General features: G+C 39.0%; 21 protein-coding genes and 1 pseudogene. 12 read left to right on the top strand and 10 right to left on the bottom strand.

The genetic code is table 11. The annotated features are described in order from the left end of the window. Positions 1 to 2: 2 nt before the first annotated feature. Positions 3 to 1,997, bottom strand: coding sequence for a ribonuclease J (locus Sdiek1_RS00480; RefSeq protein ID WP_087437400.1), 1,995 nt, complete (start codon positions 1,995 to 1,997; stop codon positions 3 to 5). After that, complete coding sequence (rsmA, locus tag Sdiek1_RS00475; RefSeq protein WP_087437399.1) at positions 1,960 to 2,808, bottom strand: 16S rRNA (adenine(1518)-N(6)/adenine(1519)-N(6))-dimethyltransferase RsmA; 849 nt, start codon at positions 2,806 to 2,808, stop codon at positions 1,960 to 1,962. Before rsmA ends, Sdiek1_RS00480 begins: the two co-directional genes overlap by 38 nt. A 149-nt stretch (positions 2,809 to 2,957) precedes the next feature. On the opposite strand from rsmA, the gene hisF reads away from it, so the two are divergent. The 3 genes from hisF to rlmN are packed head-to-tail and all read left to right on the top strand — an operon-like array spanning position 2,958 to position 5,344. Continuing rightward, entirely contained in the window at positions 2,958 to 3,716 is a 759-nt protein-coding gene (gene hisF, locus Sdiek1_RS00470) for an imidazole glycerol phosphate synthase subunit HisF (protein ID WP_087437398.1), read from the top strand. Then, positions 3,713 to 4,261, top strand: a complete 549-nt coding sequence (locus Sdiek1_RS00465) for a nucleoside phosphorylase-I family protein (RefSeq protein ID WP_087437397.1) — start codon at positions 3,713 to 3,715, stop codon at positions 4,259 to 4,261. Before hisF ends, Sdiek1_RS00465 begins: the two co-directional genes overlap by 4 nt. 6 nt (positions 4,262 to 4,267) lie before the next feature. After that, positions 4,268 to 5,344: a dual-specificity RNA methyltransferase RlmN gene (rlmN, locus tag Sdiek1_RS00460; RefSeq protein WP_087437396.1), complete on the top strand. Its 1,077-nt coding sequence runs from the start codon at positions 4,268 to 4,270 to the stop codon at positions 5,342 to 5,344. A 112-nt stretch (positions 5,345 to 5,456) separates the two neighbouring features. On the opposite strand, the gene Sdiek1_RS00455 is transcribed toward rlmN, so the two are convergent. Then, positions 5,457 to 6,071 carry a fumarylacetoacetate hydrolase family protein gene (locus Sdiek1_RS00455; RefSeq protein ID WP_087437395.1) on the bottom strand — a complete coding sequence of 205 codons (615 nt, stop codon included), beginning with the start codon at positions 6,069 to 6,071 and terminating at the stop codon, positions 5,457 to 5,459. Between the two features lie 2 nt (positions 6,072 to 6,073). Continuing rightward, positions 6,074 to 6,982 (bottom strand): RluA family pseudouridine synthase, encoded by a 909-nt coding sequence (locus Sdiek1_RS00450; RefSeq protein WP_087437394.1) that lies wholly within the window; start codon positions 6,980 to 6,982, stop codon positions 6,074 to 6,076. 117 nt (positions 6,983 to 7,099) lie between these two features. On the opposite strand from Sdiek1_RS00450, the gene purB reads away from it, so the two are divergent. The 9 genes from purB (at position 7,100) to Sdiek1_RS00410 (ending at position 17,110) form a co-directional block, all read left to right on the top strand. After that, positions 7,100 to 8,428: an adenylosuccinate lyase gene (gene purB / locus Sdiek1_RS00445; RefSeq protein WP_087437393.1), complete on the top strand. Its 1,329-nt coding sequence runs from the start codon at positions 7,100 to 7,102 to the stop codon at positions 8,426 to 8,428. Continuing rightward, complete coding sequence (locus Sdiek1_RS00440) at positions 8,428 to 10,794, top strand: ribonucleoside-diphosphate reductase subunit alpha (protein WP_087437392.1); 2,367 nt, start codon at positions 8,428 to 8,430, stop codon at positions 10,792 to 10,794. Before purB ends, Sdiek1_RS00440 begins: the two co-directional genes overlap by 1 nt. A 28-nt stretch (positions 10,795 to 10,822) precedes the next feature. Further along, positions 10,823 to 11,524, top strand: coding sequence for an aspartate/glutamate racemase family protein (locus Sdiek1_RS00435; RefSeq protein WP_087437391.1), 702 nt, complete (start codon positions 10,823 to 10,825; stop codon positions 11,522 to 11,524). 206 nt (positions 11,525 to 11,730) lie between these two features. Next, a complete protein-coding gene (locus Sdiek1_RS00430) occupies positions 11,731 to 13,836 on the top strand; it encodes a ribonucleoside triphosphate reductase (protein ID WP_087437390.1) in 2,106 nt (701 codons plus the stop codon). Next, positions 13,833 to 13,997 carry an anaerobic ribonucleoside-triphosphate reductase gene (gene nrdD, locus Sdiek1_RS14720; protein WP_121494809.1) on the top strand — a complete coding sequence of 55 codons (165 nt, stop codon included), beginning with the start codon at positions 13,833 to 13,835 and terminating at the stop codon, positions 13,995 to 13,997. Before Sdiek1_RS00430 ends, nrdD begins: the two co-directional genes overlap by 4 nt. Then, positions 13,972 to 14,667 (top strand): anaerobic ribonucleoside-triphosphate reductase activating protein, encoded by a 696-nt coding sequence (locus Sdiek1_RS00425; protein WP_087437389.1) that lies wholly within the window; start codon positions 13,972 to 13,974, stop codon positions 14,665 to 14,667. The genes nrdD and Sdiek1_RS00425 overlap by 26 nt, the downstream gene beginning before the upstream one ends. Before the next feature lie 37 nt (positions 14,668 to 14,704). Further along, positions 14,705 to 15,727 carry a ribonucleotide-diphosphate reductase subunit beta gene (locus tag Sdiek1_RS00420; protein WP_087437388.1) on the top strand — a complete coding sequence of 341 codons (1,023 nt, stop codon included), beginning with the start codon at positions 14,705 to 14,707 and terminating at the stop codon, positions 15,725 to 15,727. Beyond that, positions 15,717 to 16,433 carry a carbon-nitrogen hydrolase family protein gene (locus tag Sdiek1_RS00415; RefSeq protein WP_238099065.1) on the top strand — a complete coding sequence of 239 codons (717 nt, stop codon included), beginning with the start codon at positions 15,717 to 15,719 and terminating at the stop codon, positions 16,431 to 16,433. Before Sdiek1_RS00420 ends, Sdiek1_RS00415 begins: the two co-directional genes overlap by 11 nt. Before the next feature lie 17 nt (positions 16,434 to 16,450). Continuing rightward, complete coding sequence (locus Sdiek1_RS00410) at positions 16,451 to 17,110, top strand: protein-L-isoaspartate(D-aspartate) O-methyltransferase (protein WP_087437387.1); 660 nt, start codon at positions 16,451 to 16,453, stop codon at positions 17,108 to 17,110. Here the strand turns inward: Sdiek1_RS00410 and recJ are convergent. The 6 genes and pseudogenes from recJ to ilvD all read right to left on the bottom strand — a co-directional run bounded on the left by recJ (position 17,107) and on the right by ilvD (position 24,444). After that, on the bottom strand, positions 17,107 to 18,690 hold the full coding sequence (recJ, locus tag Sdiek1_RS00405; protein WP_087437386.1) for a single-stranded-DNA-specific exonuclease RecJ: 1,584 nt from the start codon (positions 18,688 to 18,690) through the stop codon (positions 17,107 to 17,109). The two genes, Sdiek1_RS00410 and recJ, sit on opposite strands and share 4 nt — an antisense overlap. Next, positions 18,683 to 20,323: a CTP synthase gene (gene pyrG / locus Sdiek1_RS00400; protein WP_087437385.1), complete on the bottom strand. Its 1,641-nt coding sequence runs from the start codon at positions 20,321 to 20,323 to the stop codon at positions 18,683 to 18,685. The genes recJ and pyrG overlap by 8 nt, the downstream gene beginning before the upstream one ends. 149 nt (positions 20,324 to 20,472) lie before the next feature. After that, on the bottom strand, positions 20,473 to 21,342 hold the full coding sequence (galU, locus tag Sdiek1_RS00395; RefSeq protein ID WP_191342061.1) for a UTP--glucose-1-phosphate uridylyltransferase GalU: 870 nt from the start codon (positions 21,340 to 21,342) through the stop codon (positions 20,473 to 20,475). A 570-nt stretch (positions 21,343 to 21,912) separates the two neighbouring features. Then, positions 21,913 to 22,113: a hypothetical protein gene (locus Sdiek1_RS00390; protein WP_087437384.1), complete on the bottom strand. Its 201-nt coding sequence runs from the start codon at positions 22,111 to 22,113 to the stop codon at positions 21,913 to 21,915. Positions 22,114 to 22,122: 9 nt separating this feature from the next. Next, positions 22,123 to 22,761 carry a MarC family protein gene (locus Sdiek1_RS00385; RefSeq protein ID WP_087437383.1) on the bottom strand — a complete coding sequence of 213 codons (639 nt, stop codon included), beginning with the start codon at positions 22,759 to 22,761 and terminating at the stop codon, positions 22,123 to 22,125. After that, positions 22,761 to 24,444: pseudogene (ilvD, locus tag Sdiek1_RS00380) on the bottom strand (dihydroxy-acid dehydratase). The gene Sdiek1_RS00385 and the pseudogene ilvD overlap by 1 nt, the downstream one beginning before the upstream one ends. Positions 24,445 to 24,470 lie beyond the last annotated feature (26 nt).

The raw sequence follows: 24,470 nt of genomic DNA, 5'->3' as shown, positions 1-24,470 counted from the left end.
TCCTACATCATAAAGATCGTTGGTACGATCGTTGGATATTTTTTCATTTGTCTATATATATGCTTTCGCACAACTTGACGTATCTCATTTTCCAAAGCTCTTGTATTTTCCAAAAGCTCCGCTTTAGCATTAAGAACAAATTGGTCAATAACACCTTCCATTTCAATGGAGAAGGCTTTATCATCTTTGTCAGGAACTAATCCATAACTAATAATTTTTGGTTTACAGATGAGTTTGTGCTCACCTTTATCTAACTGAATTACTAACATTACAAGACCAGAATCAGCTAGCTTCTGACGATCGATGACAACATCATCCGCAATTTGTTCATTGATCTGATTGTCAATAAACACTTTACCTGTTTTAACGGTTTTGATTTTTTTCATGTATTTTGCACACACTTCGATTTGATCGCCATCGCTCATTAAGACGATATTGCGCTCAGGAATTCCACACTGCATTGCTGTCTCTTTATGCTTGGTAATATGGTTGTATTCACCATGCACTGGAAGGAAAAAGCGTGGCTTTACCAAGCGTAAAATGAGTTTTTGCTCTTCTTGTGCAGCATGCCCACTCACGTGAATTTCACTAAAGTCTTGGTACGCTACGTTAGCACCACTTTTAAGTAAAAAATTAAGAACCTTAGAAACACTGCCTTCATTTCCAGGGATTGCTTTAGCTGAAATAATAATCTGATCCGTTGGTTTGATTTTTACATGACGATGCTCATCGGTTGCCATCCTATAAAGTGCACTCATAGTCTCACCTTGGCTTCCCGTTGTAACAATAAGAACATCTTTATCTGGATACTTATTAACCTCATGTGGATCAATAAAAATACTTTTATCGAGTTGTATATAACCGAGTTCAATTGCAGTAAAAAGATTTCGCTCCATTGAACGACCAATAACAGAAACTTTCCTGCCATACTTTAATCCGTAATCAATGGCTTGATAGACTCTGTGAATATTAGAAGAGAAGGTTGACATAATGACCCGACCTTTTGCTTTTGCAAAAATAGAATCAAACGTTTTTCCAACCGTGCTTTCACTGCGTGTAATACCCTCTTTATAAGAGTTTGTACTATCACTCATTAAGCACAGAACTCCTTTTTCACCATAGGCTGCAAAACGATTAAGATCCGTTACAAACCCATCAATAGGTGTATGATCAATTTTAAAATCTCCCGTATGGATGATTGTTCCAGCTTCTGTTGTAATGGCAAGGGAAGAGGCATCTATAATTGAGTGTGTAATATGTATCCATTCAATTTCAAATTCACCAATTTTATAAATTTTACGTTTTTCAACAGGTCTAAAATACTTTTTATAAGCTTTGAGCCCATGCTCATCGAATTTATTAGCCAACATCCCAAGTGGAAGAGGGGTAGCATAAAGTGGAAATTGCATCTCTTTAAAGAGATACGAAACGGCACCAATATGATCTTCGTGCGCATGTGAAATAATAATTCCAGCTATTTTTTTCTTAATTTGTCGCAAATAACTGAAATCTGGAACCAAAATATCGACACCGTGCATATCTTCACTAGGAAAACTCATACCAACATCAAGCACAATTGCAGACGTATCGGTTTCAAAGACACAGATATTACCACCAATCTCGCCCAATCCACCAAGTGGCGTAATTTTAATCTTACCTTTAGATGATTGATCTATTAAGTTAGAACGATTAAGTCTATCTTTGTGCATTTTTTGATTGGCTTCAATCGCTTTTTTCATATCGCGTTGCCAAAGCTCGTTACCTTCAATTGAGGCGGCTGGAGATTTATTGCCTTTTCGTCTTCGATTATTTCGTGGTTTTTTTTCGCCTGCTTCTGTTGTAGGCTCTTTAGCCTCACCATTTTGTGGATTTTGGCTCACCTGTTTTTTAGCGTTAGCGTGAGGCGGTTGTTTTGTTGGATGCCCTGTTGAATTTGGTGTCTTATCCTTAGGGGCTTCGTTACTGTTCTGTTGTTGCGTTACTTCGTTTTCTTGCATCATTCAACCTTAATGTTTTAAATAGTAGATGATGAGACAAGACGCTAATTTCGTGAGGACGAATTGTTATGGGAAGGGATTGGTCGTACATAATTTTTTCTACGTACGCTTTATCAAACTCAGATGAAATATTTTTCAACCAAGTTTTTCGTGGACTTTGAAAGGAACATCGCAAATATTTTTTAAATTTTTGCAACTGTTCGTTAGATTCAAAAAGGCCAGAAAATTTTCCTTCAACAAACTCTTTTTGTTTGTCAATTTTGAGAATAGACGACACCACTTTAGGTTGTGGTTCAAACGATTCTGGAGATACATCAAAAAGTATTGCAGCCGTCCCAATACTTTGTGCCAGAATCGCTAAAGAGGTAAACTCTTTTGTTTTTGGAAGCGCAGCAAATTTTTCTGCCACCTCTTTTTGGATCATGACCGTCATTGATTTACAATTCGGATCTTCCAAGGCTTCCAAAATAATAGTCGTAGCGATGTAATAGGGTAGGTTAGCAACCAAATCATAAGGCTCTTCACAAAGAGATCCTTTTTCAAATTGCTTTAAAACATCAGTTTGCACCAATGTAAGCTCACCCTCATCGATTTTCGTCGAATATTTTTTTCTCAAATAAACGCACAAGTCTTCATCGACTTCATATGCTACTAAGGCTTTCACCTTCAATAGCTCTTGCGTCAAATCACCTAAGCCAGGCCCAATTTCAACAAGCTTACGCTCATTTCGGGGCATCGATTGGATGATTTTGCTAACGACGGTCGTATCTTGTAAAAAATTTTGGCCAAATTTCTTTTTTGCCTCTATCAATTTGCACCCTATTTTTTTAAACTTTCATTGATTGTAGCTAATCTTTACTTATAAAAGAGTTATATGCAGATTTAATCTTACTTTTCAGAAGTTTTTTTTTAATTCTTGCGCTATCATTTCAACCTATATTTATCTAAAAAGAGAGCCTTATGGAGCATTTTGCTAAACGTATTATCCCTTGTCTGGATGTCAAAAATGGACGTGTTGTAAAGGGTGTTAATTTTGTTGGACTTAAAGATGCAGGAGATCCTGTTGAAATTGCAAAACGGTACAATGAAGAAGGCGCAGATGAGCTCACATTTCTAGATATTACAGCCAGTCATGAAGGAAGAGGGACGATTGTAGATATCGTTGAGAAGGTTGCACGTGAAGTGTTTATTCCACTGACTGTTGGTGGGGGCATTCGAACCCTTGATGATATTTATGCTCTTTTACATGTAGGATGCGATAAAGTGAGTATCAACTCTCCAGCCATTGCCAATCCTCTTTTTATCGATGAATCCTCCAAGCGTTTTGGTTCACAATGTATTGTAGTCGCCATTGATGCTAAACGCACAGGTGATTCATGGCATGTTTTTGTTAATGGGGGAAGAATTGATACAGGAATCGATGCGCTTGCTTGGGCAAAAGAAGCTCAAGAAAGAGGCGCAGGAGAAATCCTTCTCACCTCTATGAATTGTGATGGTGCTAAAAATGGCTATGATATTCCACTGACTTCACAAATGAGCACAATGCTAGATATTCCTGTCATTGCTAGTGGTGGAGCAGGAACGATGGAGCATATTAAAGATGCCTTTTTAAATGGTGCCGATGCGGCTCTTGCTGCTTCTATTTTTCATTTTAAAGAGATTGATATTATGGATCTTAAGCATTACCTCGCACATGAGGGAATCGCAGTACGATTATGATTCTTTGCGCGGGAAGGAATGAAACATTTGATTTTGCCAAACCCATTGGTGTTGGACTGATTGAAAGTGCTATTTCTCTAACCAAGTTGATTCTAGAAGAGAAGCCTGCTTTTTTATTTTTTGTAGGAACAGCTGGAAGCTATGGAAACCATCAGCCTTTTGATTTGGTGTATAGTCACAGTGCTGCAAATATTGAACTTTGTTTTTTACAAAATAGGTGCTACACCCCTTTACAAAATATTGTTGATGTTGAAAAAGTTCATGTTTCACGTGGAACAATTTATCCATCACCTATTGTCAATTCAAGTAATTATATTACTACCGATACAACATTCGCAAATAACATGATCGAAAAAAATATTGAATTAGAGAATATGGAGTTTTTTTCCGTTGTAAGTGTTGCCAATCACTTCCATATTCCCTGTTCTGGTCTTTTTGTTGTGACCAATTATTGCGATGAAAATGCCCATCTTGATTTTATACACAATCATGCGCAAGCAAAAGAACTCATTACGTTACATGTAGAAAAAAATATGAAAATTTGAGGTATTATGGAAAAACAGAATATATTCGATCTATCGAAAGAAGAGCTATCGGAAATTATCAAACCCGCTTTTCGAGCGAAACAAATTTACCAATGGTTATATCAAAAATATGTCAACTCATTTGATGAGATGAAAAATCTTCCCAAAGAGCTCAAAGATCAGCTTGAAGCACAATACTATTTAGACCCTCTTGTCATCGCAAAAGTAGAAGAGAGTAGGGACGGTAGTAAAAAATACCTTTTTGCACTCAAAGATGGCAACACTGTCGAATCGGTTCTTTTGCCGATGAAGCAAGAACAAAACGATGAAGAGGGAAAGCTCATTCACCATACACGCTATACGATTTGTATCTCCTCTCAAGTGGGCTGTAAAATTGGATGTGCCTTCTGTCTTACGGGCAAAAGTGGTTTTAAACGTAACCTAACAGCAGGAGAAATAACATCCCAAATTTTGATGATCAAAAGGGATAATGCTATCGCTGAAAATAGACGTGTTAATATCGTTTATATGGGGATGGGTGAGCCGCTGGATAATTTAGCTAACGTGAGCAAAGCCGTGCGTATTTTTACGGATATTGATGGCCTTTCTATTTCTCCTCGTAGGCAGACTATTTCCACAAGTGGTTTGAGTTCTCAAATAGAAAAACTAGGACTGATGGAGCTAGGTGTTTTGTTAGCGATTTCATTGCATGCGGTGGATGATGAACTAAGACAAACATTGATGCCTATCAATAAAGCCTATAATATCGAGTCCATTATCAATGCCGTTAAAGCATTCCCCATAGACGCACGTAAACGGGTCATGTTTGAATACTTAGTCATGAAAGGGGTAAATGATGACCAAAAGAGCGCTCGCAAGCTGGTGAAGCTTCTACATGGCATAAAATCGAAAGTTAATCTGATTTATTTCAATCCACATGTTGGAAGTGAGTTTGCACGCCCATTAGAAAAAGATATGATTGCATTTCAGCAGTACCTTGTCGATCATGGAGTGCTTTGCACGATTCGGCAATCCAAAGGTTTAGATATCAGTGCCGCATGCGGACAGCTTAAAGACAAGGAAAAAAACAATGACAACGCTTGACCTTTTTCAAGTTGGATTTTTAATAATCGTGGTGATCGTAGGAGTAGGAGGACTGATTAAAGTCCTCTTTCTAAAAGAGAAGTGAGAGCTTTACATGTAAAGCTCTTTTGGGTTATTTGGCTATCCACTCGTGTGAGATAATTTCTCTATCTGCAATAAAAATCTTTCCAACAAATTTATCACCCTTCATATAACTGCCAACGCCTTTAGGCGTTCCACTCATCACAATATCGTTATCAATCAGTGTCGAAAAAGAGTTAATCTCTTCAATAACCGTGAGTGGTTTATAGATCATTAAATCAATATTTCCCTCTTGAACTAACACATCATTAATCCACAATTGCAGAGAGAGTAGATCAACATCCGAAGTATCAATACTGACAAACGAACTCATAACAGCAGCTCCATCAAAAGCTTTGGCACGCTCCCAAGGCAGACCTTTTCCTTTAAGCTCACTTTGAAGTTCACGGTTAGTTAAATCAAGTCCAAAGCCAACAGCTGCGATTGCTCCTTTTTTGATTAAAAAAGATATTTCACCCTCATAATGAAGGGGTGTTTGTTTGCCTGTTATAAGCTCACTGCTTAGAGCAGTGTTAGGCTTCATAAACAAAACCATTGAAGTAGGAACTTCATTGTTTAACTCTTTGATGTGTGCAACATAATTTCTTCCAACACAAACCACTTTGCTAGGGGCAACTCTAAGCCCATCTAATATAATTGTTTTCATTGTTATCCTTTCATTAAGTTATAAAACAGTGTTTTAGCATCAACCTGTGATTCTATTTTATAAGGAATTCCCTTATACTCAAATGCTAACGTTTGGGCATGCAAAAGAAGGCGTGAACTTTGTGTTATTTCCAGTTGATCCTCTACACTCATAGAACCATCTAAATATCGTTCTGCATCTTCTTCATCTATTCCATATATTGGATCACCAACAATATGATGTTTCACGTGGAACAAATGAACACGAATCTGATGCTGTCTTCCAGTATAGGGAATCGCTTCCACCAATGTTGCATCTTTGTCTGCAAAATAGCAGAGAGGCGTTATTTTTGTTTGTGACGCCTTACCTCTTTCATCAACGTGGACTTTCAGTCGAATCTGACTGGTTTCAACATCGCGTTTCAATTTTACATCAATCATCATCACATCATCCACTCGACCATGCACTAAAGCCAAATAACTCTTTTGAACTTGCCTCGTTGCGAAAATACGTTTTAGATCAATTTCTGCCTGCTTATGTTTCCCCACCAGCACTAATCCACTGGTACTTTTATCAATGCGATGTGCTGCATTAGCATCTTTTCCATACAGCGATTTGATTTCATCGTTTAGAGTATATCCGTCGCTACGTTTTCGTGGGTGAATCATAACACCACTGGGTTTTTCAAAAACAGCAAAGTCTTCTGTCTCAAAAATAGGTTGCAGACCTTTAGACTCTCCCTCAAAAACAATCACACCAATGTTGCCAACAATCAGAGCTGATTTTTTTAGAAGCTGTTCACCTTCCACAAAGACTCTTCGTTTATCCACTATTTTTTGCGCCTCACCCATGCTGATTGAAAAGGTATCCATCAAGAAGCGAAAGGCAAGTGTTGGTTTTTCAAGAACAAACTTTTTCAAAGTATACGCCAAAATTCAACCCTTTTTTAGTCCGAAATTGTTAAAATAAAAAATCATATAAAACACGAATTTACAGATAAATTCACCGTATTTTATCACATAAAAATCACAAATAGACAAGGAATGAGAATGGTAGAGCGCTACGCACGAGAAGAGATGAAAAAGCATTGGACCATTGAGGCAAAATACGACGCATGGCTCAGAGTCGAAAAAGCTGCAACCAAAGCATGGAATAAACTAGGGCTCATTCCTGATGCAGATTGTGAGAAAATCATTAAGAATGCCAAGTTTAATATTGACCGAATTGATGAAATCGAAAAAGTAACCCGTCACGATGTGATTGCGTTTTTAACAAGCGTTGCAGACAGCCTTGGTGAAGAGAGCAGGTGGGTTCATTATGGTATGACCAGTTCTGATTGCATCGACACTGCCGTTGCACTTCAGATGCGTGATTCTTTACATGTAATCATCGAAGACGTTAAAACATTGATGGAATCCTTAAAAACCAGAGCCATGGAACACAAGATGACTTTAATGGTCGGACGAAGCCACGGCATTCATGGTGAGCCCATTACCTTTGGTTTAGTCCTTGCCATTTGGTATGAAGAGATCAAACGAAGCCTCAAAAATCTTGAAAATGTGATGGAAGTCATTTCCGTAGGACAAATCAGTGGTGCAATGGGCAATATGGCGCACTCACCCATTGAACTTGAAGAGTATGTGTGTGAAGAACTTGGGCTCACCCCTGCTCCCGTTTCCAACCAAGTGATTCAACGTGACCGTTATGCTGCTTTGATGAATGCACTTGCACTTCTAGCTTCCAGTTGTGAAAAAATTGCTGTTGCTATTCGCCATTACCAACGCACCGAAGTCTATGAGTGTGAAGAGTTCTTTGAAAAAGGCCAAAAAGGAAGCTCTGCAATGCCTCATAAGCGCAATCCAGTACTTAGTGAGAATATTACAGGGTTATGCCGTATGATTCGCTCTTACGCGATCCCAGCAATGGAAAACGTTGCATTATGGCATGAGCGTGACATCAGCCACAGTTCAGTTGAGCGTTTTATCTTACCCGATGGTTTTATCACTGCTGATTTTATGCTAAATCGTCTCAATAGCGTTATCTCAAAACTCGTCGTTTATCCCGATAATATGATGCGCAATCTCAACCTCACAGGTGGTCTTGTTTTCTCTCAACGTATTTTACTCGAACTTCCACTTAAAAATGTATCCCGTGAAGATGCGTATAAAATTGTTCAACGTAACGCCATGAAAGTCTGGGAAGACCTTCAACATGGAAAGCCAGCGCTCAATAGTGAAGGGGAGAGTTTATACCTTCAAAATCTTCTTAGCGATGAAGATTTAAGAGCGAAACTCAGTGAAGCAGAAATCAGAGAGTGTTTTGACTATGCTTATTACACCAAAAATGTCGATAAAATCTTTCAAAGGGTATTCAAATAATGTTAACCGTCCAAAAGCGTAATGGTCGCATTGAGCCACTCGATATCTCTAAAATTCAAAAATATACCAGCTCTGCCATCAAAGGATTGGACAACGTCTCACAAAGTGAGCTTGAAGTCGATGCTAAGATACAATTTCGTGATCAAATCACCACGGAAGAGATTCAAAAAACATTAATCAAGACAGCCGTGGATAAGATCGATATCGATCGCCCCAACTGGACGTATGTTGCTGCACGTCTCTTTCTATATGACCTTTATCATAAGGTCAATGGCTTTACAGGCTATGGAAGCTTTGCAGAGTACTTGGATCGTGGGGAGAAAGAGGGACGCATCGCACTTGGCATGAAAGCCAAATATGACCTCAAAGATATTGAAGACTACCTCAAGCCTGAACGTGATCTTCAATTTACCTATTTGGGAATTAAAACCCTTCACGATCGTTACCTTATCAAAAACAGACAAGGCAAACCGATTGAATTGCCTCAGCACATGTTTATGGCCATTGCCATGTTCTTAGCACAAAATGAACTCAACTCTCAAGATTGGGCGAAGAAGTTTTACGATGTGATCAGTAAATTTGAAGTCATGCTCGCAACACCAACGCTTTCCAATGCGAGAACCACACGTCATCAACTTAGCTCATGCTACATTGGCAGTACCCCTGATAATATCGAAGGTATTTTTGACTCTTACAAAGAGATGTCACTGCTCAGTAAATTTGGTGGCGGGATTGGTTGGGATTGGAACTTAGTACGTTCTATGGGTGGCATGATCGATGGGCATAAAAACGCCGCTGGTGGCGTTATTCCCTTTTTAAAAATCACCAATGACATTGCTATCGCTGTTGATCAACTTGGCACACGCAAAGGCGCCATTGCAGTGTATTTAGAGCCGTGGCATATGGATATCTCTGACTTTTTAGATTTGAAGAAAAACTCAGGAGAAGAGCGACGTCGTGCGCACGATCTTTTCCCAGCACTCTGGATCAATGATCTCTTTATGAAACGCGTAGAAGAAAATGCAATGTGGACGCTGTTTGATCCTGCAGAAGCGGGTGATCTCGCGGAAGTCTATGGTGAAGAGTTTGAGCGTCGCTACCTTGCCTATGAGCAAAACGATGCCATTTCGAAAGAGTATGTACCCGCTAAAGATTTGTGGAAAAAAATCTTAACCAGCTATTTTGAAAGTGGAAGCCCCTTTCTCTGTTTCAAAGACAATGCCAATCGTGCTAACCCCAATGATCATACGGGCATTATTCGAAGTTCCAATCTTTGCACCGAAATTTTTCAAAATACAGCACCCAATCATTATAAAGTAAAAATTGTTTATAACGATCAAACAATTGACACGTATGAAGAGAGTGATTTGGTGAAAGTTGATAGTGGAGTAACGAAAGAGGCTAAAAAAATAACAGCACTCGATAGCATCAATGGTAAAGACATTTTTATTGTTGAAAAAGAGATGGTTGAAGGTAAAACAGCTGTGTGTAACCTTGCCAGTGTAAATCTCTCCAAAATTCACACCAAAGAGGAGATCGAGCGAACTATTCCTATTGCTATTCGAATGCTCGATAATGTGATTGATCTTAACTTCTATCCACATGCCAAAGTGAAACATACCAACCTCAAATCACGTGCAATTGGATTAGGTGTCATGGGTGAAGCACAAATGCTCGCAGAACAACACATTGCGTGGGGAAGTTACGAGCACTTTAGTAAAATCGATGAAGTGATGGAAGCAGTGAGCTACAACGCTATTCTTGCATCCTCCAACCTTGCGATTGAAAAAGGAATGTATCCTGAATTTCAAGGCTCAAAATGGAGTCGAGGTATTTTCCCAATCGATACCGCTAACGATGAAGCTAAAAAACTGGTCGATCGTGGTGGACTTTTTGGTTACATGTACGACTGGGAGAGTTTGAGAGAAAAAGTGAAAAAGAATGGTATGCGAAATGGTTATCTGATGGCCGTTGCACCGACAAGCTCTATCTCTATTTTGGTCGGTACAACGCAAACGATCGAGCCTGTTTATAAACGCAAATGGTTTGAAGAGAATCTCTCTGGCATGATTCCCGTTGTTGTGCCAAACTTGAGTCCTGATACGTGGAATTTTTACACACCTGCGTATGAACTGGATCAACGCGTGCTCATTAAAGCAGGTGCGATTCGTCAAAAATGGATCGATCAAGGGCAGAGCCTTAATATCTTTATCACTCTTGATAAAGCCAGTGGAAAGTACCTCAATGACATCTACATGCTCGGATGGAAACTGGGTATCAAATCGACCTATTATCTGCGCTCTCAATCGCCTGAGAATAAACTCGAAGTCGCTGATCGTAGCATTGAGTGCGAGGGTTGTCAATAAAAAAATGTTTTACATGTAAAGGGTGAGAATGAAAACGATAGGATTGATCGGGGGCATGAGTTGGGAGTCGACACAGAGTTATTACACCCTTTTAAACGAGGGTGTAAAAGCAAAATTGGGCGGACTTCACAGTGCCAAGATCATTCTGCATTCGGTTGATTTTGAACCGATTGAACGCTTTCAACGTGAAGGAAAATGGGAAGAAGCTGCACTTGTTATCCAAGAAGCGGCCCTTTCCTTAGAGCGAGCAGGAGTGGATTTTATCCTGTTATGTACCAATACGATGCACAAAATTCTTCCGCTCATCACACCTCAGATCAAAACACCTTTTATTCACATTGCCGAAGCGACGGCTAAGGCACTCAATGCACAAGGTGCGCATAAAGCCATTCTGCTTGGAACCAAATTTACAATGCAAGAGACGTTTTACGCAGACGTTTTAAAAGCCCATCATATTGATGTGGTGATTCCTGATGCAAAAGCAATCGAAATCATCAATCAAATCATCTTTCAAGAGCTCTGCATTGGTCAAATTAAAACCACTTCCAAAGAGATTTTTCTAAAGATTATTGACGATCTTAAATGCCATGATGAACAGATCGATTCTGTTATTCTAGGATGCACTGAAATTGGTCTTTTAGTGGATCAAAAAAGCGCTTATTTACCGCTATTTGATACCACCGTTTTACATGTCAAGGAAGCATTAAATCGTTCATTTTGCACACTATAACTTGGAATAAAAATTAATTTTAAATTTTAATATTAATAATATTAAGATAGCTATAAGCTCCATAAATAAGGAATAAATTGATTTAATAAAATATGCTAAAAAAGCTTTATTTTTAAACTGTGACATAATTGTTTCAGCTTAATCATTAAGTTTCTTTAAATTTTATACCTACTATAATCTTTCCTACTTTTAAATCTAGGATAACCATGCTAACCAAAGTACTCAAACGCGACGGCACAACAGAAGAATTTGAACCTTTCAAGATAGAAGATGCTATCAAAAAAGCCTTTAAAAGCGAAGGTGTAACGTACGATGAAAGTATTTTTAAAGAGATACTCAAACGTATTGAGAAGAAGCGGGTAGCAGCGGTCGAAGATTTCCAAGATATGATCGAACAAGAACTCTACAAATCTCGTTATTTTGACGTTATGCGCTCTTTTATTCTTTATCGACATACGCACAAAATGCAGCGTGAACATATCTATGGACTCAATGAAGATACAACCTATGTCAATTCCACTCAAACGATTGAAGAGTATATTGGGAAAAGTGACTGGAGGATTAAAGCAAACTCCAATACCGGTTATTCTAATGCAGGACTTGTGAATAATACCGCGGGTAAAGTCATCGCCAACTACTGGCTCGATAAAATTTACTCTAAAGAAGAGGGCTTAGCGCACCGCAATGGCGATTATCACATCCATGATTTGGATTGTTTAACAGCATACTGTGCTGGCTGGAGTTTGAGAGTGCTTTTGGATGAAGGATTTAATGGTGTTAGGGGTCGCGTTGAAAGTCGTCCGCCAATGCATTTTAGAGAAGCTCTGGGACAAATGGCAAACTTTTTAGGAATTCTCCAAAGTGAATGGGCGGGTGCTCAAGCGTTTAGCTCTTTCGATACATACTTAGCACCCTATGCTTTCAAAGATAAAATTTCCTTCAAAGAGATCAAAAAAGCAATTAGAAGCTTTATTTACAACCTCAATGTTCCTGCACGTTGGGGACAAAGCCCGTTTACCAATATTACGATTGACTGGACCGTGCCTAAAGATTTGGCCGATCAAATCCCAACCTCAAGTCAACGTCATCTTTTCAAAGAGATTAACGATGCAGAGCTCATCGAAGAGGCACAAAAACGTGGTGTCAATTCTCTTGAAGCGATGACCTATAAACATTTTCAAAAAGAGATGAACCTGATTAACAAAGCGTATTACGAAGTAATGACCGAAGGGGATAAAACAGGTCAACCCTTTACCTTCCCAATTCCGACCGTTAACATCACCGAAGATTTTGACTGGGATGGGGAAAATACCGAACTTCTCTTTGAAAATACGGCCAAAATCGGTTCCTCATACTTCCAAAACTTCATTGGAAGCCAATACGTCAGAGATGCCGATGGCAAGCTTGTTGAAAATCCAAAGGCTTATAAACCAGGTCATGTGCGCTCCATGTGCTGTCGTTTGCAACTCGATCTTAGAGAGCTTTTAAAACGTGGTGGTGGACTTTTCGGCAGCGCAGAGATGACAGGAAGCATTGGTGTTGTAACTTTAAATATGGCACGTCTTGGCTACCTTTATAAAGGCAATAAAAAAGAGTTGATGGAACGTTTTGAATACTTGATGGACCTTGCAAAATCCACACTCGAGAAAAAACGTGTGTTTGTGCAAGAGATGTACAATCGTGGGCTTTACCCGTATACGGCACGTTATTTGCCAGGATTTAACAGCCATTTCTCAACGATTGGCGTCAATGGTATCAATGAGATGATTCGCAATTTTACCGATGATAAACATAATATTGCCGATGCATATGGAATGGAATTTGCTCACGAAATCTTAGAATTTGTGCGCAACAAGATGGTCGCCTATCAAGAAGAGACCGGGAACCTCTATAACCTTGAAGCAACCCCAGCAGAGGGCACAACGTACCGTTTTGCGAAAGAAGATAAAAAACGCTACCCTGAGATCATCCAAGCAGGATCAGGAAAAAATGTCTATTACACCAACTCCTCTCAACTTCCTGCGAATTTTACCGATGATCCTTTTGAAGCATTGGATCTTCAAGATGACCTTCAATGCTCCTACACAGGGGGAACCGTTCTGCATCTTTATATGAAAGAGCGCATTAGTTCCAGTGAAGCGTGCAAGAAGTTGGTTAGAAACGTGATCACCAACTACCGTATGCCTTACCTTACCATCACACCGGTCTTTTCGGTGTGTGAGAAGCATGGCTACATCAGTGGTGAGCATGAATTTTGCCCTAAATGCGATGAAGAGTTAGTTGAACACTACAGAAAAGGAGAAGCATCATGAGTCAAACCGAAATTTTAGAGAAATTAAAAGAAAAACGTACCAAATGTATCGTTTATACCCGTGTTATGGGTTATCACAGACCCGTAGAGAGTTTTAATGTTGGGAAAACTGGCGAGCATAGAGAGCGCGTTCAATTTGTTGAAAAATGTCCTTGCCGATAAGGCAATTCATAGTATTACAAAATTTACGACGCTAGATTATCCCCATCATCTAGCGTCTATCTTTTGGTTCTCCAAATGCAATATGGCATGTCCATATTGCTACAATCCTCAAATTGTACGAGACAATGGAACCATTAGCCTCGAAACTGCCCTAGAATTTTTACAAAGCCGCCAAGGACGCCTCGATAGTGTTGTGTTAAGCGGTGGAGAGTGTACCCTTTATCCACATCTTGAACCTTTCTGTGAAGCAATCAAAGTATTAGGGTATAAAATTAAAATAGATACCAATGGTTCCCATCCAGAACTACTGACACGGTTAATTGCAAAAAAGCTTGTGGATTACATCGCGCTTGATTATAAAGCTCCGCTAGATCAGTATGAAACATTAACACATTACCGCCATATTGAGCGTTTTGAAGAGAGTTTAAAACTACTGATTCAAAGCGATATTTCCTTTGAAGTTCGTACAACACTACACAGTGATTTACTCACTCCCATGGACATTAACACCATCATAGAAGATTTACATGTAAAAGGTTATCGTGGAACCTATTACCTTCAAAATTATTTACATGTAGAGCCCACATTGGGTGAAACAAAAATGCAACAAAATCAGTTTGATTTGAGCCAGCTCAGCCCTCTCATACCTATAGAATTAAGAAATTTTTGATACAATCTTTTTAGATATTATTGTATTAGGAACGTCAATGGAGCGCAAAAAAATCTACAACCCCAACTCAGATGAAAGTCTTCAAGATCGTAAAATTTTTGGGGGAAACCCACACGGAATTTTAAATTTCACCAAAGCAAAATACTCATGGGCACTCAAACTTTGGGATATGATGGAAGCCAATACATGGTTTCCCAGAGAAGTCGATACCACTAAAGATGTTATCGACTATAATCGTAACTTAACTGATGCCGAAAAACGTATGTATGATCTCGTTTGGTCACAACTCATTAGCATGGATAGCTTTCAAACGAACAACTTAGCCGACAACATCAACCCCTACATCACAGCACCAGAGATTAATGCATGCCTTTCTCGCCAATCGTATGAAGAGGCAAATCACTCTAAATCTTATGCTGTTATGGCAGAAGCCATTTGTGACAACACGGACCTTATTTATGAGATGGAAAAACACGATGAGGTATTACGTCGCAAAAACGACTACATTTCAAGTGTTTACGAAGAGTTAGCGGGCGATGTGACGGATGAAAAACTTATTCTTGCAATGTTTGCCAATCAAATCCTAGAAGGCATCTACTTTTATTCTGGCTTTACGGCTATTTATGCGCTTGCAAGGGCTGGAAGAATGCTAGGAAGTGCGCAGATGATTCGCTTTATTCAACGCGATGAAATTACCCATCTTCTTATCTTTCAAAACATGATTAATTCAGCTCAAAAAGAATATCCAGAGCTTTTTACCACTGAACTTAAAGCCAAAGTCTATGAGATGTTCCAAAAAGCAGGCGATCTTGAAATTGAGTGGGGCAAATACATTACTAAAAATCAAATTATGGGCTTTACGGATGATATTATCGAAACCTACATTCACTATCTGATTGACGACCGTTTAACGGCAGTTGGCTTTGAAAAACTCTACAATGCCAAACATCCTATCAAATGGGTAGATGATTTTTCCAAATTTAATGATCAAAAAACAAATTTCTTTGAAGGCAATGTTTCTAATTACAGCAAAGGAAGTCTCTCATTCGATGATTTCTAACCCAATGCTCTGTGCGTTACAATTTGCCTATGAAGGTCGAAGCTTTGAGGAGAATTTTGAGACCCTTCAAGCACTCTTGGAACAAATACCTCAAAATAGTATTTCATTAGCACCAGAGCTCTGTTTAAGTGCCTACAGCTACGATAAAATGGAAGAAGCGGCAGAATTTACTACTGCCATACTTCCAAAACTCGCTAAACTCTCTGTAGGTAAAACATATGGACTTACATTGATTGAAAAAATTGATACAAAGTATGTCAATAACTTCAAGCTTTTTCATCACGGGAAACTCATTTATACACAATCAAAAGCAAAACTTTTTGCCCTAGGTGAAGAAGAACACTATTTTAGTGCAGGGAATATAGAAGAAATGAACTTCATTGAGATTAACGGAATAAAAATTGCTGTACTTATCTGCTTTGAACTTCGCTTTCCAAGTCTTTGGGAAAAGATCAAAGGGGCAGACCTTATTTTAGTACCTGCCTACTGGGGCAAACTTCGTAAAAAGCATTTTGAAGTGCTAACGACAGCGTTGGCAATTGCCAATCAAACATATGTACTTTGTGCGAACAGTGCCGATGAAAGCATGGCTAAAAGCAGTGCTATCATCTCTCCATTTGGTGATGTCACCAGTGATGATAACCATAACCTGATAATGCATACCTTTGATTTTCATGAAATCAAAAAAAATACGACGATATCTTGACATAGGATTAACCCATAATGCCGCAAACGGCTCAATTTAACACCAAAATTAGTTTTCAAAAACATAAAAAAATGGCAGATGAAATTGCCAAAATTTGTCCTATAAGTCCTAACGTTTATGATGCTTTTTGCCAAAGTGAACGTGAACTTTTTGTCCCACAAGGCATGAGTATGCACGCCTACAAACTCGATGCACTACCGCTTGTTGCAAACCAATGGATTAGCTCGCCTTTAACCGTTGCAAAAATGACAGAAGCCCTTACATGTAAAGGTGCTGATAGTGTTTTAGAAATTGGTTGCGGTAGTGGCTACCAAGCGCTTATTTTAAGTAAAGTTATCCGCCGAGTCTTTACCATTGAACGCATTGAAAGATTGCTTAAAGAGGCACGTGAACGCTTTAAAACATTAGGTATTACCAACATACACACGCGCTTTGATGATGGTCAAAATGGATGGAGAGAGTTTGCTCCCTACGATCGCATCCTTTTTTCGGCTTCAACGCCTGAAGTACCACAGAAGCTTTTTGAACAGTTAAAAGTAGGGGGGATTTTGGTAGCTCCTATTGAAAAAGGGGATAAGCAAATTATTACCCGATTTATAAAAACGGAAGAGGGCATACGCAAAGAGGCATTAGATAACTGCCTCTTTGTCCCTGTAAAAGATGGTCGTGAATTTTAATATTTCTTTACGATCTGTTTGATTAAAAGCTGAGGTGTCACGAGCCCTCGATAATCATTGCGGGAAACCGTAAATAAAATATCGATGCGATCACCTTGCTTAGCTTTAATATCATAGTTAAAAAAGAGCGCTTCAAGGGCATTGCTTCCCTCTTGTAAAATAAGCTTTAAATGCTGTCCATCTTTACCAATCAAACGATCCACTTTGACGGCAATATTACGTAGTAAAAAGCTTGGCTTAGGATTTTTTTGACCATAAGGCTCTTGGTTCTCCAAAATTTCCAATAACTCAAAATCAATTTGATCTGCACTAATTTCTCCTAAGAGATCATTATCTGCTTCCAGTGCCTCTTGCGTAAACTGACTGGATGCTTCCACCAAATTGATTCTAAATTGTTCCAAATGTTTAATTTCAATTGAAACACCTGCTGCTCCTTTATGCCCACCAAACCCAAGTAAAAGAGGCTCTTGCGAACGAATAAGCTCTAAGATATCTACATCTCCAATACCTCTCGCACTTCCTTTAGCCTTTTCATCTTTGATAGAAAAGACAATAGCAGGCTTTTTAAAGCGTTTAGAAAGCCTAGAAGCGACAATCCCGACGATACCCTCATGCCACTCCTCACCCCATGCAACGATGATATTTTCGTTCTCTTTGACATAAGGCAGTGTTGATTCAAAGAGGAGACGCTCTTCTTCTTTACGGGCTTCATTCAGAGAAACAATATAATCAAGTTTTTGTAAAGCATCGTCAACATTTTTAGACTTTAAAAATTCATAGGAAAAAATTGCATCTTCCATCCGACCTGAACTATTAATCAAGGGTCCGATCAAAAATGAAATATCATCGCCTTCTAAAGTTTTCTTACCAAAATACTGTTTAATGGCCTCAAATGCAGCACGTTTTGAGTGATTAAGCTCAACAATACCTTTTTTAACCATCACACGGTTCATCCCGACAAGCTCCATCATATCTGCCATAATAGCGATACAAAGGAGGTCCAAGAAGTTAGAAAGATTATAGTCAACACCCAATTCTTCTTTGAGAGCAGCAACCAAATACCATGCTACCTGCGCACCACAAATTTCACAATGGGGAAAAGCGCAATCTTCTTGTTTGGGATTGACAATAGCATACGCATCAGGCAAAACAGAGGGGATACTATGGTGATCGGTAATGATCAAATCAATCCCTTGTTCTTTACAAATCTGAGCTGCTTCAATCGCAGAAATACCATTATCAACGGTGATAATCACATGAACATCAAGTTTTGCAACAATCTCCGGATTTAAACCATATCCATCCGTAAAACGATTGGGAATAATCAAGGAGTAATCAACCCCTAGATCATCAAAAAATTGGCTTAAAATAACTGAAGAGATGACACCATCCACATCATAATCACCTACAATGGCAATACGTTCATGGTCACGCATTGCATCAGCAATACGTTTAGATGCCTTTGCAATATCTTTTAAAGAGGAGGGCTTAGGAATCTCGTTTAAACGGGTGCACTCGTCATTCTCAAACCTGCTTTGAAGAATCCGTTTTATCTCCTCTTTACTCAGTAACCTAGCCATTTTGGCGTTGTAACAAAGCCGCTTTTGCAAAACCTAAAATGGTTTTATTTGGGTTTGTTAAACGTGAGGTAAACTCAGGATGAAATTGAACTCCTAAAAACCATGGATGACCTTGAAGCTCAACTGCTTCAATTAAACCATTGCTCTCGCCACTGACGATAAGCCCCTCTTTTTCAAAGGCTTCACGGTACGCTGGATTTGCTTCATATCGGTGACGATGACGCTCACGAATCACTTTAGCACCATCGTATACGTTTCTAAGCAATGAGCCTGGCTTTGTATCACACTCATACCCGCCTAAACGCATTGTTCCACCCAATGGACTTTGGAATGTACGAAGTTGTTTTTGACCACTTGCATCCATGAAAGAGTCAATCAAATAGATGATAGGATTTTTACATGTAGGATTAAATTCAGCCGAATTAGCATCTTCAAGATGAAGCACATTACGTGCAAATTCAATCATTGCCAGTTGCATTCCAAGGCAAATTCCAAGATAAGGGATTTTATGTTCTCTAGCATAACGAATAGCGGCCATTTTACCCACAACGCCACGCTCGCCAAAACCACCGGCAACCAAGATACCATCAACATCGGAGAGAATCTCTTCACACCCTTTCTCTTCAATCATTTCAGAATCAACCCAACGAATTTTTACTTTTGCATTCAGGTTCGCTCCAGCGTGAATCAACGATTCAGTCAGTGATTTGTACGACTCTTTAAGATCAAGATATTTGCCAACAAAAGCGATCATTAACTCATCACGAGGGGCAATTACACGTTTAACCAAAATATCCCATTCATCCATATGCGGCGTCAAATCTCCAAGATCTAATGTCTCGGAGATAGGAACTAAAATATTTTCTTTGAGAAAACTAAGCGGTACTTGATAAATAGTCGTGGCATCTAAACACTCAATCACAGAATTACGTTCAACACCACATGAGAAAGCAAGTTTGTTTTTAAGCTCTTTCGGAAGAGGGTATTCAGAGCGGCAAATCAACATATCGGGCGTGATACCAATACGACGAAGTTCTTGAACAGAGTGTTGGGTTGGTTTGGTTTTAAGCTCACCCGCTGCTTTAATAAATGGAACGAGTGTGAGATGAATGTTCATTGCACGACGTTTTCCAAGCTCACTTTTCAAGGAACGAATTGCTTCTAGAAAGGGTAATCCTTCTATATCGCCAACCGTTCCACCGATCTCAACGATAAGAATATCTTGACCACGACCCGCTTCTTTAATACGATTAGCAATTTCATCGACAATATGAGGAATCACTTGAATCGTTTTACCAAGATAATCCCCACGGCGCTCTTTTTCAATCACCGCAGAATAAACACGACCTGTTGTAAAGTTATTTGCTTGGGTAAGATTTTCATCTAAAAAGCGCTCATAATGTCCAAGATCCAGATCAGTCTCTGCACCATCATCGGTGACAAAAACCTCTCCATGTTCTAACGGACTCATCGTGCCTGGATCAACGTTGATATAAGGATCTGCTTTAAGGATGCTGACTTTAAAGCCAACGTTTTTTAAAAGTGTGGAGATACTCGCCGCTGCTATGCCTTTACCAAGAGAGCTTAAAACACCTCCGGTAATAAAAATATACTTCGTTTCGTGATTAGACATACTCTTCCGCCTCATTATTATTTAATGGCGAGATTATAGCTAACATAAGCTAATAAAGGGTTTATCCTTAAGGCGATAATATAAATATAAAAGAGAGGCAAGCCCCTTATAGAGGGGTTAAGAGGCTTACATGTAAAAATTATAAAGTGTTATTTTGCTTTATCGTGGAAGTAATTGGTTGCTTCGACAAAGCCCTCAATAGAGCCACAATCAAAACGTCTTCCTGTAAATTTATACGCAATAACTTTACCTTGGCGTGCAAGTTCTAAAAGCGCATCGGTGATCTGAATTTCACCACCTTTACCAGGTTTTGTATTTTCAATCACTTCAAAAATCTCAGGCGTTAAAATATAACGACCGATGATGGCTAAATTGGTTGGTGCATCTTTTGGATCTGGTTTTTCAACCATATTTGAAACACGAAGAACAGACTCATTGCCATCAACAATTTTGCCATCAATAACACCATATTTATTTGTATCTTCTTTAGGAACTTCTTCAATGGCAACCACACAACAGCGGTATTTTTCATACACTTCGACCATCTGTTTTAGTACAGGATCATCATCGTTATTGTCACACAAGTCATCTGCCAAAATAACCGCAAATGGTTCATCGCCAATCAATGTTTTACCCGTCAGAATTGCATGGCCCAATCCCTTCATCTCTACTTGTCTCGTATAACTGAATGTACAATTATCAATTAAATTTCTAATTTCAGTAAGGTAACTCTCTTTTGATGTGCCCTTAATTTGGTGTTCCAATTCATAACTGACATCAAAATGATCTTCAATAGCTCTTTTACCACGACCTGTAACAATTGCCATTGTATCGATGCCTGCACTGACTGCCTCTTCGACACCATATTGAATCAATGGTTTCGTAAGAACAGGTAACATCTCTTTAGGCATCGCTTTTGTTGCCGGTAAGAACCTTGTACCATAACCCGCTGCAGGGAAAAGACATTTTTTTACAGATTTTAAACTATTAATTTTGCTATATTTTGAGATACTTGACACTGTATCGCTCCTGAGGTTTTAAATGTGCAATTTTATCTTAATTTTGCTCTTTTTCCTATGAGGTATCACTATAGACCTCTTAAAACAATCTTCCATGAGCTTTATTTTTTCATGTTATCATCATTACAATGTATATTTTATAGCATAGCGTTAATACATATTTTCACGGTATATCACTAAAAAGAATTATTCAGTATATCAACAAAATCTGCTTTTAACTTATTTATAACTTAATATATATTTTTAGTATTATTAATTTAATTAAAAATAAAGTGTAGAAATGTTACCATTTTTTTATAAAAAGAAATTTATTTTTAATTAATTTATTTTTAATTAAGTTTTATTAACGTATAATTCCGAAAACAAAAAAGGAGCTACCAAGATGAAAAAGTTAAGTATTGTAAAAGTTGGATTGGCTATGACTCTTCTAAATGCTGTTTTATTTGCTGCTGGCTTTGTCTATTTAGCCCAAACACAATCACTATAATATACTGAAAGTTAATTCTTATAAAAGAAGTTGATTGGCAAATTTTACCAATTGACTTCTTTTATACGATACTAGAAGATACTCTATAATGTATCTCCTTCCAATATTTCACGCATTTTACGTTCCATCCGCTTTTCAAATGCTTCATTGGAAGGGGAATCTTCACAGGCAAATTTGGCTTTGCCATAAAGGACACATCCTTTGTCTCCTGGATCACACTCTTTTTTGATAATATCACAAACGCCTTCGACATCATGAGGGCACGTCCAACCACCTTGGTTCATGAAAAATCCTTACATGTAATGTTTTGCAAGCACACTCACACCACCCACAATGAACTGCACCGCAATTGCTCCTACGATGAGTCCCATTAAACGGCTGACAATTTTTTGCCCAGTTATCCCTAAATAATGGCGGATATAGATACTATTTTTAAAAGCAAGATAAACACTTAGAGCTACAATTAAATAAGCAATAATAAGTGCTGCAAGAGAAATAACACCCTCACTATGCCCACGTAGAATAATAATCGTCGCAAAAATACCAGGGCCGAAAGTAATAGGAATACCTAAAGGTATCACCGAAAACTCATCGTTTTTGATTGCCTCTTCGCGCTCTTCTTCGGTTTGATTTTTGGACTCTATCGAGCCTTGAACCATTTTAATGGCAGTAAGCAACAAAATAATTCCACCCATCACTTTAAGTGAATCAATTTCGATACCAAAAAGATTGAGCAAAAAATTACCCGTAAGTAAAACCACAAAAAAAGCCACTATGATGGTCATTGTCGCTTTCCAAGCAATCTTATTAATATGCTCTTTGGTTGTGCTTTGAGGTAGGAGTGAGAGCATAATCGCACTCACTCCTAAAGGATCTACAATTGCCATCATTGTGATGGTATGTTGCAATAATAAATTAAAAAAATCTGCCATTACGCCTCTTCAGTACGTAAAACGGCACCATTGCTGGCATTGGTCACCAGTTGGCGATATTGTTTCAACCAACTGCCATGAATGGTTTTCACGTTAGGTTTAAATGTCGCTTTACGACGCGCTAGTTCATCTTCATCAATCAACGCTTCAATCGTATAGGCATCAACATCGATCTGTATAGTATCACCATCGTGCAAAAGACCGATAAGTCCACCTTCCGCTGCCTCTGGGCTCACATGACCAATACTAAGACCTCTGGTAGCACCTGAAAAACGTCCGTCAGTAATCAGTGCCACATCCGCACCCAGTCCCATTCCCATAATTAAACTCGTAGGAGAGAGCATCTCTTGCATACCAGGGCCTCCACGAGGACCTTCATAACGAATGACGACCACATTACCTTTTGTGACTTTTCCACCCACAATGCCCGCAAGCGCTTCTTGCTGAGAGTCAAAACAGACTGCTTTACCAATAAATTGACGAGCACCCACAATACCTGCGGTTTTAATGACACACCCTTCTTCAGCCAAATTGCCAAATAAGATGGCAAGTCCACCCACTTTTGAGTAAGGATTCTCAAGGGTATGAATGATGGTGGTGTCTTTAATCTCCGCATTGGCGATGCGCTCACCAATGGTTTCACCCGTCACCGTTAGGTTATCTAAATGCAAAATGCCATTATCGCGTCTGCTGACCTCTTTCATCACGGCATTCATACCCCCAGCGCGGTTGATGTCTTCCATATGAACCGTTGAGAGAGAAGGGGAGATTTTAGCGATATGCGAAACATTTTTGCTGATCTCATTGATGTCTTTAATCGCAAATTTCACACCCGCTTCTTTAGCAATCGCCAACATGTGCAAAACGGTATTGGAACTTCCACCCATTGCCATATCAATCGCAAACGCATTACGTACGGCTTTTTCATTAAGTATATTACGGATTTTAAAGCGATCGTCAATGGCGATTTCACAGATGCGTTTTGCCGCAGCGCGTAAAAGTACCTCACGCTCAGGGGTCAAAGCGGGGATTGTACCATTACCAGGAAGTGCTATCCCCATCGCTTCCATAAGGGTATTCATACTATTGGCCGTAAACATTCCTGAACAGCTACCACCACTTGGACAGGCATTGCACTCAATATCCGTTAGTTCAGATTCGGTAATATCCCCTTTTTCAAACTTGCCAACCGCTTCAAAGGCAGAATTTAAATCAAGAGGGGATCCTTCTTTGGTATACCCTTTTTTCATTGGGCCACCACTGACAAAGACCGTTGGAACATTGACACGCAGTGCTCCCATAATCATTCCAGGAACGATTTTGTCGCAGTTTGGGATACAAATCATCGCATCAAGCATGTGCGCATTCATCATAGTCTCAATAGAGTTTGCAATCAACTCACGACTAGGAAGAGAATAGAGCATACCATCGTGCCCCATTGCAATACCATCATCCACGCCAATCGTATTGAACTCAAACGGCACACAACCATTCTTGCGAATCTCATCTTTAATGATGACACCATACTCATGTAAAAAGAAGTGCCCTGGAATAATATCAATATAAGAGTTTGCTACTCCAATAAATGGTTTATTAAAATCTTCATCTTTTAAACCTGTTGCTCGAAACAAACTTCGATGTGGCGCTCTGTTATACCCTTTTTTTGACTTGATCACTACGCATCAATCTTCCTTAAAAAAATTTTTTAG

It is taken from the genome of Sulfurospirillum diekertiae (genome assembly GCF_002162315.1).
Classification (GTDB): domain Bacteria; phylum Campylobacterota; class Campylobacteria; order Campylobacterales; family Sulfurospirillaceae; genus Sulfurospirillum.
Note: the sequence above shows the minus strand (reverse complement) of the source record. Positions and strands in the feature narration are given on the sequence as shown.